This window comes from Rhodoferax sp. RT4P68 (genome assembly GCF_056521305.1).
Genome location: NZ_JBWMBB010000008.1, coordinates 192,391 through 207,494 on the forward strand (window position 1 = coordinate 192,391; position 15,104 = coordinate 207,494).

General features: G+C 65.4%; 13 protein-coding genes. 7 read left to right on the forward strand and 6 right to left on the reverse strand.

The window, feature by feature from the left end; translation table 11 throughout:
* Positions 1-19: 19 nt before the first annotated feature.
* Positions 20-940 (reverse strand): DMT family transporter, encoded by a 921-nt coding sequence (locus AC099J_RS18435; RefSeq protein WP_479616739.1) that lies wholly within the window; start codon positions 938-940, stop codon positions 20-22.
* Positions 941-1,018: 78 nt separating this feature from the next.
* On the opposite strand from AC099J_RS18435, the gene AC099J_RS18440 reads away from it, so the two are divergent.
* Both AC099J_RS18440 and AC099J_RS18445 read left to right on the forward strand, forming a co-directional pair.
* Positions 1,019-2,011: a quinone oxidoreductase family protein gene (locus AC099J_RS18440; protein WP_479616740.1), complete on the forward strand. Its 993-nt coding sequence runs from the start codon at positions 1,019-1,021 to the stop codon at positions 2,009-2,011.
* 68 nt (positions 2,012-2,079) lie between these two features.
* The gene (locus AC099J_RS18445; protein ID WP_479616741.1) at positions 2,080-2,874 is read left to right on the forward strand and encodes an NUDIX hydrolase; all 795 of its coding nucleotides are present in this window, start codon (positions 2,080-2,082) and stop codon (positions 2,872-2,874) included.
* Between the two features lie 77 nt (positions 2,875-2,951).
* Here the strand turns inward: AC099J_RS18445 and lspA are convergent, their stop codons facing one another.
* The 3 genes from lspA to AC099J_RS18460 form a co-directional block, all read right to left on the reverse strand.
* Positions 2,952-3,455: a signal peptidase II gene (gene lspA, locus AC099J_RS18450; RefSeq protein WP_479616742.1), complete on the reverse strand. Its 504-nt coding sequence runs from the start codon at positions 3,453-3,455 to the stop codon at positions 2,952-2,954.
* Complete coding sequence (gene ileS, locus AC099J_RS18455) at positions 3,455-6,280, reverse strand: isoleucine--tRNA ligase (RefSeq protein WP_479616743.1); 2,826 nt, start codon at positions 6,278-6,280, stop codon at positions 3,455-3,457. The genes lspA and ileS overlap by 1 nt, the downstream gene beginning before the upstream one ends.
* Before the next feature lie 106 nt (positions 6,281-6,386).
* Positions 6,387-7,433: a bifunctional riboflavin kinase/FAD synthetase gene (locus tag AC099J_RS18460; RefSeq protein WP_479616744.1), complete on the reverse strand. Its 1,047-nt coding sequence runs from the start codon at positions 7,431-7,433 to the stop codon at positions 6,387-6,389.
* A gap of 172 nt (positions 7,434-7,605) precedes the next feature.
* On the opposite strand from AC099J_RS18460, the gene AC099J_RS18465 reads away from it, so the two are divergent.
* Entirely contained in the window at positions 7,606-8,163 is a 558-nt protein-coding gene (locus AC099J_RS18465) for an HNH endonuclease (RefSeq protein WP_479616745.1), read from the forward strand.
* Between the two features lie 164 nt (positions 8,164-8,327).
* Complete coding sequence (locus tag AC099J_RS18470; protein ID WP_479616746.1) at positions 8,328-9,203, forward strand: Npun_F0296 family exosortase-dependent surface protein; 876 nt, start codon at positions 8,328-8,330, stop codon at positions 9,201-9,203.
* Positions 9,204-9,366: 163 nt separating this feature from the next.
* On the opposite strand, the gene AC099J_RS18475 is transcribed toward AC099J_RS18470, so the two are convergent.
* Complete coding sequence (locus AC099J_RS18475; RefSeq protein WP_479616747.1) at positions 9,367-10,482, reverse strand: acyl-CoA dehydrogenase family protein; 1,116 nt, start codon at positions 10,480-10,482, stop codon at positions 9,367-9,369.
* Positions 10,483-10,495: 13 nt separating this feature from the next.
* Entirely contained in the window at positions 10,496-11,674 is a 1,179-nt protein-coding gene (locus AC099J_RS18480) for an acyl-CoA dehydrogenase family protein (protein WP_479616748.1), read from the reverse strand.
* Positions 11,675-11,795: 121 nt separating this feature from the next.
* Here AC099J_RS18480 and purN point away from each other — a divergent pair, with 121 nt between their 5' ends.
* The 3 genes from purN (at position 11,796) to AC099J_RS18495 (ending at position 15,039) form a co-directional block, all read left to right on the forward strand.
* The gene (purN, locus tag AC099J_RS18485; protein ID WP_479616749.1) at positions 11,796-12,398 is read left to right on the forward strand and encodes a phosphoribosylglycinamide formyltransferase; all 603 of its coding nucleotides are present in this window, start codon (positions 11,796-11,798) and stop codon (positions 12,396-12,398) included.
* 19 nt (positions 12,399-12,417) lie between these two features.
* A complete protein-coding gene (locus tag AC099J_RS18490) occupies positions 12,418-13,701 on the forward strand; it encodes an RsmB/NOP family class I SAM-dependent RNA methyltransferase (RefSeq protein ID WP_479616750.1) in 1,284 nt (427 codons plus the stop codon).
* Between the two features lie 123 nt (positions 13,702-13,824).
* Positions 13,825-15,039: a DesA family fatty acid desaturase gene (locus AC099J_RS18495; RefSeq protein WP_479616751.1), complete on the forward strand. Its 1,215-nt coding sequence runs from the start codon at positions 13,825-13,827 to the stop codon at positions 15,037-15,039.
* Positions 15,040-15,104: the final 65 nt, after the last annotated feature.

Below are 15,104 nucleotides of genomic sequence, written 5' to 3' on the forward strand. Positions count from 1 at the left end.
ACTGAGCGCGCAGGCCGCCTCAGGCTGTCGTGCGCGGCTCACTTCTCCGCGAAGACACGACGATGCCGCCGGCGATCAGCGCGAACGCCAGCGCGTGGTAGAGGTGTGGCGGCTCACGCAATACGACGCTGGACAGCAGCACCGCAAATAGCGGCGTGAGGTTCGCGAAAAAGCCCGCCGTGCTTGGCCCCACCCGCCGCACGCCGGCGCCCCAGCACAGGTAGGCCAGCAGCGAGGGGCCCACGGCCAGGTACAGCAAGGTTGCGGCCAGCGGCCAGCCCCACGCGATGGGCACGGCGTCCGTCAGCAGCGCCTCGCCCCCGGCGAAGAGGCCAGCCGACAGCACGCCGAACACCACCTGGGCCAGCAGGAAGCTGGCCCAGTGGCTGCGCAGGCCCTCGGGGTACCCCGGGCGCGTCAGCAGCCAGCTGTAGACCGACCACGCGACGGTGGCCACCAGCATGTACAGGTCGCCCGGCACCAGCTGCAGGTGCAGCAATTGCCGCGCGTCGCCACGGCTGAGCACCACCAGCACGCCGACGATGGACAGCGCCGCGCCCAGCCATTGGCGTGGGGTGACGCGCGCGCCGAACATCAGCCCGATCGCCAACATCCACACCGGCATGCTGGAGCCCACCAGCGTCACGTTGATCGGGGTCGAGGTCTGCAGTGCGAGGTACTGCAGGGCGTTGTAGCAGCCAACACTGAGCACGCCCAGTACTGTCAGGCGCCAGCGGTGCGTCCACAGCCCGCTGCCGGGCCGGAAGATGCTGCGTGCCAGCGGCACCAGCAAGGCAAACACCACCACCCAGCGCAGGAAGTTCAGCATCACCGGCGGCACCATGCCGGTGACCAGTCGGCCCACGATGGCGTTGCTGGCCCAGAGCAAGGGCGGGGCGGTGAGCATGGCAATGGTCGAGAAGGTCAGGCGTGGCGACATGGAACGAATGTACCAACGCACCCGCCTGCTCGATTCGTGGCAGCATGCGCGGCTTCGATAGACCAACGAGAGGACGACATGACGACGACAAGCAAGGCCATCCGCATCGAGCGCCACGGTGGACCCGAGGAGATGCAACTGGTCGAGGTGCAGGTCGGTGACCCGGGCCCTGGCGAGATCCGCATTCGTCACAAGGCCATCGGGCTGAACTTCATCGACGTGTACCAGCGCACGGGCCTGTACCCATTCGCCATGCCGCTGCAGCTCGGCATGGAGGCGGCCGGTGTGGTCGAAGCAGTGGGCGAGGGGGTGCAGCACCTGCGCGTGGGCGACCGTGCTGCCTACGCCAGCCAGCCGCCGGGCAGCTACAGCGAGCTGCGGGTGATGCCAGCCAAGACGGTTTGCAAGCTGCCGGACGCGATCGATTTCGAGACCGGCGCGGCCATGATGCTCAAGGGGCTGACGGCCCAGTACCTGCTGAAGAAGACCCAGCCCCAGGGCGGCCTGGCCGCAGGCGACTATGTCTTGTTCCATGCCGCTGCGGGCGGCGTGGGCCTGATCGCTTGCCAGTGGGCGCGGGCCATGGGGTTGCAGCTGATCGGCACCGCAGGCTCCCCCGAAAAATGCAGGCTGGCGCTGGAGCATGGCGCAGCCCACGCCATCGACTACAAGCGCGAGGACTTCGTGGCGCGTGTCAAGGAGATCACCGGCGGCAAGGGCGTCAAGGTGGTGTACGACTCGATCGGCAAGGACACGTTTGAGAAGTCGCTGGACTGTCTGCAGCCGCTGGGGCTGATGGCCAGCTTCGGCAATGCGTCCGGGCCGGTGCCGCCGTTTGCCCCGGGCGTCCTGGGCGCCAAAGGCTCTCTGTACGTGACGCGCGCCACGCTGTTCACGCACATCGCCACGCGCGAGAGCACGCAGGCCATGGCGGACGACCTGTTCGACGTGGTCATCCGCGGCGACGTGAAGATCCGCATCGACCAGCGTTACCCGCTTGACCAGGTACAGCAGGCGCACCGTGACCTGGAGGCGCGCAAGACCACCGGCTGCACCATCCTGACGCTGTGACCGCCGGACCGGACTGCGCCCCGCTGGCGCACTGCGAAGCCGGGGCTGGCGGTGGACGCGCGCGCGACATGGCGCTTGATCCCCACTGGCGCGCCGCGCTGCTGGCGCGTGCCGTGCAGCCACCGGCGGCGCCGCGTGAGACCCTGCGGTGGGACGGTCGCACGATCGGCTCGGTCGATGCCGCACTGCTGCCGGCGCTGCCGTGTCTCAAGACAGTCGACGGGTCCCGGCTGCTGTGTCGCGAAGGCGGCGGCTGGACGGTGCGCGGCGATCTCGGCGATGGTCTGCACCGGCTGGCGCTGGCGCTGCGTGCCGCAGGCATGGCGCATGTCTGGCGTGACGAGCGGCTGGCGGTCTGCGATGGCGACGGCGTGCCCCTGGCCAGCGTAGAGCGGGCAGTCGTCCGCGTTCTGGGCATCGCCACACGGGCCGTCCACCTGGTCGGCTTCGACACGCGCGGCAACGTCTGGCTGCAGCAGCGCGCACTGACGAAGGCCAATGACCCCGGACTCTGGGACACGTTGATGGGCGGCATGGTGTCGGCCGCCGACACGCTGGAGACGGCGCTGGAACGTGAGACGTGGGAGGAGGCCGGCTTGCGCCTGGAGGCATTGCAGGACGTGCAGACTGGCGGTTGGGTGCACCTGCAGCGGCCGACCCACGATGGCACGCGCCACGGCTACGTGGTGGAGGCCATCTGCTGGAGTCGCTGCACGCTGCCCGAGGGCATGGCGCCGGTGAACCAGGACGGCGAGGTCGCGCAGTTCGATTGCGTGGCACCGCGCGATGTGGTGGTGCGGCTGCAGCAGGGCATGTTCACCGACGAGGCGGCGCTGGTGCTGGTGCAGGCCCTGGGCCTGTAGGTCTGTTCCAGCCCAGATCGCCGAGCTTGGATTCGCGAATGCGGCCCTGGGCCGGCGTGCCTTCCGAATCCGTGGCCCTACCGGGCGCTGCGCACGCGCCGCAGCTCGTCCAGGATCAGCAGCACGGCGCCCACGCTGATGGCCGCATCGGCCACGTTGAACGCAGGGAAATGCCAGCCCGCCCAGTGGAAGTCCAGGAAGTCGACCACGTAGCCGTGCTGCAGGCGGTCCACCACGTTGCCGACCGCGCCGCCCAGGATGCAGGCCAGCGCGAACGAGAACAGCCGCTGCCCCGCATGGGCGCGCAGCATCCAGATGATGAAGATGGCCGCCGCGACGCCGATGCCCGTGAAGAACCAGCGCTGCCAGCCGGAGGCGCCGGCCAGGAACGAGAAGGCCGCGCCGGTGTTGTGGGCGCGCACGAGGTTGAAGAAGCTGGTGATCACCGTGGCGTCGCCCAGCTGGTAGCGGGCCAGGATCCACTGCTTGGTCAGCTGGTCGGCGATGAACAGCACGAGCGCCAGGCCCAGCCAGGGCCACCAACGGGCTGGCGCGCTGCCGAAGGTGCGTTTGCCGGCCATCAGGCAAAGCTCCGCGTTTCGCCGGCGCCGAACAGGTTGCTGGTGCAGCGGCCGCACAGCGTGGGGTGCGCAGCGTCGGCACCCACGTCGTCGCGGTAGTGCCAGCAGCGCCCGCACTTGGGTGCGGTGGCAGGCGTCACTTCTACCGTCGGCGTGCCGATGGACAGCAGGGCGGCCGATGTGATCAAGGCAAAGCGCAGGTCGTCGCCCAGACTGGCCAAGAGCGCGTGATCGTCTGGCTCCACGGACACGGCCACGTTGGCCTGCAGCGAAGAGCCCAGCCGGCCTTCGCTGCGCACCGTCTCGATCTGCTTGTTCACCAGTTCGCGCACGGCGCGGATGCGTGACCACTTGGCCAGCAAGGCGTCGTCGGCCGCCGGCAGTTGGCTGTAAGTCTCAAGGAAGATGGACTCGGACGTGCCGACCAGCTTCCAGGCCTCTTCGGCCGTGAAGCTCAGGAACGGCGCCATCCAGCGCAGCATGGCCTGCGTGATCTGCCACAGCGCAGTCTGCGCGCTGCGCCGGGCCAGCGAGCCGGGCGCGGTGGTGTAGAGCCGGTCCTTCAGGATGTCCAGATAAAACGCGCCCAGGTCTTCGGAGCAATAGACCTGCAGCTTGGCCACGACCGGGTGAAATTCGTACACCTTGTAGTGCGCCAGGATCTCGGCCTGGAATTGCGCGGCACGGGCCAGTGCGTAGCGGTCGATCTCCAGCATCTGCGCGGCGGGCACAGAGTCTTTGGCCGCGTCGAAGTCGCTGGTGTTGGCGAGCAGGAAGCGCAGCGTGTTGCGGATGCGACGGTACGCGTCCACCACGCGTGCCAGGATCTTGTCGTCGCCGGCGATGTCGCCCGAATAGTCGCTGGCCGCCACCCACAGGCGAATGATCTCGGCGCCCAGCTTCTTGTTGACCTCCTGCGGGTCGATGCCGTTGCCCAGCGACTTGCTCATCTTGCGGCCCTGGCTGTCGACCGTGAAGCCGTGCGTGAGCAGGCCGCGATAGGGCGCGCGGCCTTCGAGCGCGCAAGCGATCAGCAGCGAACTGTGGAACCAGCCGCGGTGCTGGTCGTGGCCTTCCAGGTACAGGTCGGCCTCGGGGCCTTCCGCGTGGAAGCCCGGCGCGTGCGTGCCGCGCAGCACATGCCAGAAGGTGGAGCCGGAATCGAACCAGACCTCCAGGATGTCGGTGCTTTTGGTGTAGAGCGGCGCGTCTTCGGCGCCCAGGATCTCTTCGGCCGTCACGCGGCTCCACGCTTCGATGCCGCCTTGCTCGACGATGGCGGCCGCCTGGTCCAGGATCTCCATGGTGCGCGGGTGCAGTTCGCCCGAATCCTTGTGCAGGAAGAAGGGGATCGGCACGCCCCAGCTGCGCTGGCGCGAGATGCACCAGTCGGGCCGGTTGGCGATCATGTCGTGCAGCCGGGCCTTGCCGTTCTCGGGGTAGAAGCTGGTCTGCTCGATGGCGGCCAGCGCCGTCTGGCGCAGCGTCTGCGGGGCCTTGTCCTTGGTGAACACGCCCACGCCTTCGTCCATGCGGATGAACCACTGGGCGGCCGCGCGGTAGATCACCGGGGTCTTGTGGCGCCAGCAGTGGGGGTAGCTGTGCGTGATGGTCTCCGTGGTCAACAGACGGCCGGCGCTGCGCAGCGCGTCGAGGACGACCGGCACGGCCTTCCAGATGTTGAGGCCACCAAACAGCGGGAAGTCAGCCGCGTAGCTGCCGTTGCCCTGCACGGGGTTCAGGACCTCATCCGTCCGCACGCCGTGCGCAATGCAGGAGTTGTAATCCTCCACGCCGTAAGCCGGCGACGAGTGCACGAGGCCCGTGCCGTCGTCGGCCGTGGCGTAGTCGGCCAGGTACACCGGCGAGAGGCGGCGGTAGCCGGCGTCCACGTCGTACAGCGGGTGTTCGAACTCCAGACCGCCGAGATTCGCGCCTTTAACAGTGGCCAGCACCTTGCCGTCCAGCGCGTAGCGCGTCATGCACATCTCCACCAGCGAGGCGGCCAGCACCAGCAGCCCGCGTTCGGTGTCGACGAGCGCGTAGTCCAGCGCCGGGTTCAAGTTGATGGCCTGGTTGGCCGGGATGGTCCAGGCGGTCGTGGTCCAGATCACCGCGAAGGCATCCTTCGCCAGTGCTGGCAAGCCGAAAGCGGCGGCCAGTGCGGCGGGGTCATGCGCCTTGAAGGCCACATCCAGCGTTTGCGACTTCTTGTCGGCATACTCGATCTCGAACTCCGCCAGCGAGGAGCCGCAATCGAAGCACCAGTACACGGGCTTCAGCCCCCGATAGACGAAGCCGCGCTCGATCACGCGCTTGAACGCGCGCAACTCGCCGGCCTCGTTGGTAAAGTCCATCGTCTTGTACGGGTGGTCCCATTCGCCCAGCACGCCCAGGCGCTGGAAATCGCTCCTCTGCTGGACGATTTGCTCGGTGGCGAAGGCGCGGCTCTTGGCCTGCATGTCGTCACGGCTCAGGTTGCGGCCGTGCTTCTTCTCGATCGCGTTCTCGATCGGTAGGCCGTGGCAATCCCAGCCGGGCACGTACTGCGCGTCCAGGCCTTCGAGCTGGCGCGCCTTGACGATCATGTCCTTCAGGATCTTGTTGACCGCGTGGCCCATGTGGATCTGGCCGTTGGCGTACGGCGGGCCGTCGTGCAGGATGAATTTGGGCGCCCCGGCGCGGGCTGCGCGCAGGCGCTTGTACAGGCCTTGCTCGTTCCATTCCTTGACCCAGCCCGGTTCGCGTTTGGTCAAGTCGCCACGCATCGGGAACGGGGTGTCGGGCAGGTTCAGGGTGCTGCGGTAGTCGGTCTTGTCGGTCATGGTGGGGGCAGGGCGTCGACTTGGACGGCGCCGCAGATCGTGTGAATTGGGGTGTGCCCCCGGCTGTGGCCGCAGGGGCGCGCGATGCGGTGGGCGAAACCGCCCGCTAAATTCGGTCGCGCGTCGTCTGCCGGCGCGTCTGCGCGTGGCCGGCTGCAAGCCACGCACGCGCGTCGCCGCAGTCCTTGGCGATGCCGGCTTTCAGGGCATCAAGGCCGTCGTACTTCAGTTCGTCGTGCAGTTTGTGCAGCAATTCCACGCGGACGATCTTACCGTAGCCCCCCTCTGGCCCCAGGTGCGCGGGCCAGTCCAGGCAGTGGGTTTCCAGCAGCACGCGGCCGCCGTTGATGTCCTGAGGGTCCAGCGACGGGCGCACGCCCAGATTGGCGACACCTGCCAGCGGCACGTCGCCCAGGCCATGCACATGGACAACGAAGATGCCCGACGCTGCGGGCTTCCAGTGCGAGAAGCGCAGGTTGATGGTGCGAAAGCCCAGTTCGCGGCCCAGCCGGCGCCCGCGCACGACATGCCCGCTCACGCTGTAGGGGCGGCCGAGCAGCCACGCGGCGTCGTCCATGCGGCCCTGGCCCAACGCTTCGCGCACGGCGGAGCTGCTGACGCGCAGGCTGGGGCGCGCGTCTCCCTCGGCCACTGCCTGCGGCAGCATGACCTCGTAACTGTTCATGCGCGCCACATCGAAGCCCTGGGCTCTGCCGGCCGTGGCCAGCATCGCGTAGTCGCCGCAGCGCCTGGCGCCAAATCGAAAGTCATCGCCCACCAGCACATAGCGCACGCCAAGCCCGCCGACCAGCACGTCCTGAATGAAGGACTCGGCGCTTTGCGTGGCCAGCGCAGCCCGAAATGGCAGCACGACGGTCTGGTCCACGCCGCAGCAGGCCAGTTCGGTCAATTTGTCGCGCAACGTGCCGATCCGTGCTGGGGCAATTTCCTTGCGACCGGTGGCCTGGGCGAAATAGTCGCGCGGATGCGGCTCGAACGTCATCACGCAACTTGGCACGCCACGGTGCTGGGCCTCGCTGCGCAACAGCGCCAGCATCGCCTGGTGGCCGCGGTGCACGCCGTCGAAGTTGCCAATGGTCAGTGCGCAGCCGGACGCCAGGGCGCCGTAGTGAAAGCCGCGGAAGATCTTCATAGAGTTGTTATCTTTTTGATAGCGTCAAAGGCGCGCTGGACGTGCCATCGTCACGTACTGCACAACGGAACCCTGTATATTGTGACGCGCCGCACCATGCGAGTGGTGAGCGGCCCGATGCTGAGACGTTTGCAATCATGTTTGTGGTCATCGACCGAGCAGGAGGCGTGTCTTGAAGGTTTTGAAGCTATCGGGGCAGGGCTTGCCCCAGTCGTGGATTTCACTCGAGCAGGCGGTGTTGCACTATGCCGCCGAGGAGGTGCGCTGGGAGTCCGGCGCCGAGGTGGCCGTTTTCCGCGGCGGCACCAACGCCGTGACGGGGCGTCAGTCGGTCATCGCGATCAGCAGCATCATCGGCACCAAGGGCGTACCCAACATCAATCCTTTCCGGCTCAAGCCCAGCCTCACGAACAGCAAACTGTTCGTGCGCGACCGCAATGTCTGCGCATATTGCGGTTGCCAGGCGCCGCTGGAAGACCTGACGCGGGAACACATCGTGCCGCTGGCGCAAAGAGGACAGGACCACTGGATGAACGTTGTGACGGCGTGCCGGGCCTGCAACCACCGCAAGAGCAACCGCACGCCCGAGCAGGCGCGCATGCCTTTGTTATATGCGCCCTATGTGCCCAGCCTGTGGGAGGACTTCATCCTGCGCAACCGGCGCATCCTCGCGGACCAGATGGAGTTCCTCATGGCGCATGTGCCCCGGTCGTCACGCTTGCTGGCCTGAGCTGTGAAGCTCTCCACATGTGTCGATTATTTTGACGAATGAGTGTGTGCAGAAGTTCGCGGACCGAGCAAACGTTTGATTTCGCTGCCGATTTTCTAGTTGGCCCTCAAATTGCTTTATTGCTTGGGAATCCCCCCAACCCTCCACATCTCCAAGGAGTGCATATGCAAAAATCCCTCTTGAGCATCGCAGTAGCTGCGGCAGCTGTTCTGGCCGCTCCCGCTTTTGCGGCGCCCGTGATCTCGTTCGGCGGTGTCAATCCGAATACCAACGGCCAGAACGACACCTCCGGTCTGACCAGCGCACGCCTGACGGCCGGCATGTACAACGGCTCTGGCCAGCTGCGTACTGATTCTGGCTACCTCATCGAGACTTTCGATGTGGCGACGCAGATGGTCCTGGCGGATGGCGTGACGCCCCTGGGTGCCCCGCTGACGACTGATGTCGCAGGCCAGATCGACATTCGCAATGCTGGTTGCTCGTTCAATTCGTACAGCGCATTGAACCCCACCGTGACTGGTGGCGGCTTCGCCGTTCTGCAAGGCACCATCCCCAATCAGTCCGCAGCTCCTCTGGGTGACACGTCTTGCTACGGCGTTTCTCCCCAGCCAGGCAACGGTACCAGCGGTTCGGTGACGGTCAGCTACGCGACCCTGCTGGCACCCGGTGACTTCATCGACTACTTCGGCATCTACTACGGTTCGATCGATACGTACAACGACCTGTACTTCTACTCTTCCACCGACGCGACGGGCACTCCTGTTGCTGTCGTGACTGGTGCCTCGATTCTGGCGCTGCTGGGTGGTACGTCCGGCAACCAGACCGATCCCGACACCAACGTGTACGTGAACATCGACTTCGCTCCTGAAGACGGCTTCCGCTCGTTCCAGTTCGTGACCACCGGTATCGCCGTTGAAGTGGACAACATCGTCGTGGGCCGTAACAGCCGCGATGTGCCGGAGCCCGCTTCCCTGGCTCTGCTGGGTGCCGGCTTGGCCGCTCTGGGCCTGTCGCGTCGCCGCAAGAACAAGGCTGCCTGATCCAGGTCTAGCCTCGCCGCAAGCGCAAGCCGCTTCGGCGTGACGCCAGCCAGCAGAAATGCTGGCTGGCGTTTTTCATTGGCGCTCGGGACTATGCGCTGGGCCTCCAACGAAAAAGGGACGTGATGTACGTCCCTTTTTTGGTTGCAGAGCCCGCGCCGCTCTAGGCGAACACGCCAGCCTTGTCCTGCATCCGGTCCGACACCTCGCCCAGGTGGTGCAACGAATCGCCGAATTGCATCTCCATCTGCGTCAGCCGTTTGAAGTAGTGGCTGCCCACATATTCTTCGGTGACGCCGATGCCACCGTGCAGCTGGACGGAGTTCTGGCCCACAAAACGCATGGACGAGCCAAGCTGGTACTTGGCACGCGCCATGGCCCGGCGGCGCTCGTCGGCAGGTGCATTGAGTTTCAGCGATGCGTAGTAGCTCATGGACCGCGCCAGTTCGAGCTGCATCTTCATGTCCGCGATGCGGTGGCGCAGCGCCTGGAAGCTGCTGATCGTCACTCCAAACTGCTTGCGCGTGTTCATGTAGTCAGCGGTGATCTGCACCGTTTTGTCCATGGTGCCGACGGCTTCGGCGCACAGCGCGGCTATGCCGGTATCGACTGCGTGCTCCAGTGCGGCCAAGCCGTCGATGGTGATGAGCGACGCGGCGCATCCGTCCAAGGCGACTTCCGCCGCGCGCGACCCGTCTTGGGTGATGTAGCCGCTGGCATTCACACCGGCCGCAGTGCGTTCAACCAGGAAGAGGGCGATCTTGCCGTCGATCGTTGCGGGCACCAGCAAAGCGTCGGCAAGGTCGCCTGCAGGCACGAGGCTTTTTCGGCCGGTCAGGGACCAGCCATCGCCCTTCCTGGTGGCGGTTGTGGAGCAGACGTCGAGCCGGTAGCGCGCAGCACGCTCCTGGCAGGCGAGCACCACCAGCGCTTCGCCTGACGCGATGCGTGGCAGCCAGGCGCCGTGCAAGGCGGCGTCGGCGTAGTGGGCCAGCACACCACTGCTGACCAGGGTCTGTCCCAGCGGCTCCAGCACGATGCCGCGGCCCAGTTCTTCCATGGCCACCATGGCTTCCACCGGGCCCAAGCCCATGCCGCCATGCTCTTCTGACACATACAGGCCGGTCAGGCCCAGACCGGCCAGCTCTTCATAGGCCTCGCGTGAAAAGCCGCCCGCCTTGACCACCGCGCGGCGGTGCTCGAAGCCGTAACCCTTGTCCACCCACTTGCGGACGGCGTCACGCAGTTGTTCCTGCTCGTCGCTGAAATCGAAATCCATGCTCGTCTCCTGCTTAACCCAAAACCGTCTGGGCCACGATGTTCCGCTGCACTTCGTTCGATCCGCCATAGATCGTGGTCTTGCGCATATTGAAGTACGTCGCGGCCAGCGGGGCACAGTGCGCCGCGCCGACATGGTCGCCTTGCCAGCCGGCTTCCATGGCTTCGAGGATGAAGGGCAGGCTGTAGGGGCCTGCCGCGAGCATCATGAGTTCGGAATAACGCTGTTGCATTTCGCTGCCGCGAATTTTCAGCAGGCCTGCCACGTCCAGCGAGTTCTTGCCGGATTTCTCAGCGGACAGCACGCGCAGCACCATCATTTCCAGCGCCACCACGTCCACCTCCAGCTTGGCGATCTCGTCCCGGAAGCGGGCGTCCTCATAGACGCCCTCCGCCTTGGCAATGCGTTTGAGCCGTTCCAACTCACGCTTGGCGCGGTTGACGTCGGCGATGTTGGTGCGTTCGTGGCTGAGCAGATGTTTGGCGTAGGTCCAGCCCTTGTTTTCCTCGCCAATCAGGTTCTCGGCTGGCACTTCGACGTCGTCGAAGAACACCTCGTTCACCTCGTGACCGCCGTCCAGCATGATGATGGGGCGCACGCTGACGCCGGGGCTTTTCATGTCGATCAGCAGGAAGCTGATGCCGGTCTGTGGCTTGCCTTCGTTGCTGGTGCGGACGAGGCAGAAGATCCACTCGCCATACTGGCCTAAGGTTGTCCAGGTCTTCTGGCCGTTGACGATGAACTTGTCGCCACGGCGCTCGGCCCGCGTCTTGACCGAGGCCAGATCGGAACCCGAACCCGGCTCGCTGTAGCCCTGGCTCCACCACACCTCGCCGCTGGCGATGCCGGGCAGGAAGCGTTGATGTTGCTCGGCATTGCCGAAGGCCATGATGACCGGCGCCACCATGACCGGGCCGAAGGGGACGATCCGCGGTGCGCCGGCGAGCGCGCACTCTTCTTCGAACAGATGCTTCTGGACCGCGTTCCAGCCTGGGCCGCCGAACTGTTGGGGCCAGCCATAACCCAGCCAGCCCTTGCTGCCCAGAATCTTTGCCCAGCGCTGCATATCGTCACGCGTCAGATGCAGCGCGTTGTGCACCTTGTGCGCGATTTCTTGCGGCAGGTGGTCGCGCACCCAGGCGCGCACATCCTCCCGGAACTTCTGCTCTTCGGCAGTGAAGGCCAGATCCATGGTGTCTCCTCAATGCATGGAATGCCGCCTACCCAGGCAGCGGATCGTGTTTGTAGCACGATCGATCCGCCGGCAGCTGCAAAGGGCCCGCTGTTGGCAGCTGGGGATAATGCCGCGCTCCATGAAGAACGTTGTGATCTTGATTTCCGGGGGCGGCTCCAATATGGCCGCCATCGTGCGCGCCTCGCGCGAGCGCGACTGGGCAGGCCGGCTGGGTGCGCGCATCGCAGCCGTCATTGCCAGCCGATCGGACTGTGCTGGTCTGGACCGTGCACGCGCACTGGGGGTGGCAACCGATGCTGTCGACCATCGCGCATTCCGTGAAGCACCCGATCCGCGCGCATCGTTTGACGCTGCGCTGGCCGAGGCGGTGGACCGTCACGCGCCTGACCTGCTGGTCCTGGCGGGGTTCATGCGCATCCTGACCCCGGTGTTTGTCGCGAGGTATGCGGGACGGATGGTCAATATCCATCCTTCTCTGTTGCCTGCCTTCCCCGGGCTGCATACGCACAGACGTGCGATCGAGGCCGGCTGCAGCGTGGCCGGCGCAACCGTCCACCGGGTGACTGAAGCCCTCGACCACGGACCGATCCTCGATCAGGTGGTGGTTCCGGTCCTTCCGAATGACAGCGAGCGCTCGCTGGGTCAGCGTGTGCTCTCTCAGGAGCACTTGCTCTATCCGCGCGCCATTGAGCGCCTGTTGTGCCAGCCGGCTCCAGCCTGACCGACGAGAAGGAACTCCCATGCATCCAGGCGCTTTGCTCGACGCGTGCTCCGAATTGGTCGGCCAGGCATTGACTTTCGAGCATCCGGCCGATGCCGTCGCCGCTCGCTTTTTTCGTGAGCACCGACAGCTCGGTCCGCGCGAGCGCGCGACTCTGTCGGAGACGCTGTACGCGGTGCTGCGCCGCAAACTGCTGTTCGATCACTTCGCCTCTTCCGGAAGCGGGCCGAAGCCGCGCCGGATGGCCATTCTGGGGTTCAGTGCTCCCCGTGATTTTTTGGATGGCGCCTTGTCGGCGCAGGAGCGTCAGTGGCTTGACGGTTGCGACGCGGTCGCGCAGGACGATCTGATGGAGCGTCACCGCCACAATCTGCCAGAGTGGCTGGCCCAGCCCCTCAAGCAGGAGCTCGGCGCATCATTCTGGCCGTTGGCCGAGAGCTTGATGCAGCCGGGTTCGCTCGACTTGCGGGTCAACATCCTGAGCGCCAAACGCCAGGACGTGCGGGAGGAGCTGGCGGCGGCGGGTGTGGCGAGTGTCGACACTCCGTACTCGCCCTGGGGTTTGCGTGTGACGGGCAAGCCCTCGTTGGCCCGTCTCGATGCGTTCAGTCGCGGCGCCATCGAAGTACAAGACGAGGGTTCGCAACTGCTCGCGCTGCTGCTGGACGCCCGGCGCGGCGAAATGGTCACCGACTTCTGTGCCGGCGCCGGGGGCAAGACGCTCGCGATCGGCGCGACGATGCGCAACACTGGGCGCCTGTACGCGTTCGATACCTCCGCACACCGCTTGGACGCGCTGAAGCCTCGCTTGGGCCGAAGTGGCCTGTCCAATGTCCACCCAGCCGCCATCGCGCATGAGCGGGACGACCGCGTCAAGCGCCTGGCAGGCAAGATGGACCGCGTGTTGGTGGATGCTCCATGCTCAGGAACCGGCACCCTGCGCCGCCACCCCGACCTCAAATGGCGCCAGACGCAGGCCAGCGTGGACGGCGTGGCGGCCACACAGGCTGCGGTACTGCAAAGTGCTGCGCGGATGGTCAAACCCGGCGGCCGCCTCGTCTACGCGACCTGCAGTCTGCTGGCGCAAGAGAACGAGCAGGTCGCGCAAGCGTTCACGGCCGCCCACGCCGACTTCCAGCCGCTGGCTGTGGCAGACGTGCTCGACCAGCTCAAAGTGGGGGACCCTCAGCGGGTCGGGAACCTATGCGCTGGGCCGGATGCCGGGCGCAATTTCCTGCGTTTGTGGCCACACCTGCATGCCACCGATGGCTTCTTCGCCGCAGTCTGGCAAAGGCAGAAATAGCAAAAGGTTGTTTCCGCGCAATAGGCTCAAACACCACCCCAACCTACAATAGGGTGTTTCGCCTGCGCACGCGTCTGTGTTACGCGCCCTCATCAGGCTAACGGAGAAGGAGCTGATTTTTATATGTTGCTACCGGATTGGGCCGTCTTGAACGCTGCGGTGGACTGGCTCGCCAATGGGCTTTGGAATCTGTCGTGGTGGCAGATCGTCTTGTATGCGCTGGTCACCACGCATATTACGATTGTCAGTGTCACGGTGTACCTGCACCGTCACCAGGCTCACCGGGCCATGGATCTGCATCCACTGCCGGCGCATTTTTTCCGTTTTTGGCTTTGGCTGGGTACGGGTCAGGTGACCAAGGAATGGGTAGCGGTGCATCGCAAGCACCACGCCAAGTGCGAGACCGCCGAAGATCCGCACAGCCCGCACGCCCACGGCATCAAGACGGTGTTCTGGACAGGTGCCGAGCTGTATCGCGCTGAGACCAAGAACAAGGAAACGGTCGCCAAGTTCAGCCTCGGCTGTCCGGACGACTGGATCGAGCGCAACCTCTATTCGCGCTTCAGCTGGCAGGGCGTTGGCCTGATGCTGATCTTGAACCTCGCGCTGTTCGGCGCTGCCGGCCTGGCCGTTTGGGCTGTGCAGATGATCTGGATCCCGGTGACGGCGGCCGGCATCATCAACGGCATCGGCCACTACTGGGGCTACCGCAATTTCGAGGCTCCGGATGCGAGCACGAACATCTCCCCGTGGGGCATCCTGATCGGTGGTGAGGAGTTGCACAACAACCATCACACCTACCCGACGTCGGCCAAGTTCTCGGTGAAGCCGTATGAATTTGACATCGGTTGGGTCTACATCACCATCATGCAGAAGATGGGTCTGGCCAAGGTCAAGAAGACGCCGCCCAAGCTGCAGCTGGGTGCGATCAAGCCTGTGGCCGATGAGAAGACGCTCGAAGCGCTGATCGCCAATCGTTATGAAGTCATGGCCCGTTACGCTGGCGAGTTGAAGCGCGCCTGCCGCGAAGAAATCGCCACGCTGAAGGCTCGTCAGGCCGACACGACCGCGCTGCAAGCGGCCCGCCGCTGGCTCCACCGCGATGACGAGCGCGTGCCCGCGTCGGCCCAGCCGAAGTTGGCGCAGGCCCGTGCGGCGCACCCCGTGCTGGACAAGATGGTCACCATGCGTGAAGAGCTGCGTCAAATGTGGCTGAGCACTTCTCTGTCGCGCGAGCAACTGACGGCGGACCTGCAGGCGTGGTGTCACCGCGCTGAAAGCAGTGGAATCGCTGCGTTGAAGGACTTTTCAGTCCGCTTGCGCGCCGCGCACGCTTGAGCCACTTGCATTCCCGGTGAGAACCGGGGTGCACCATGAACACCCCGCCCCGTGCGGGGTGTTTT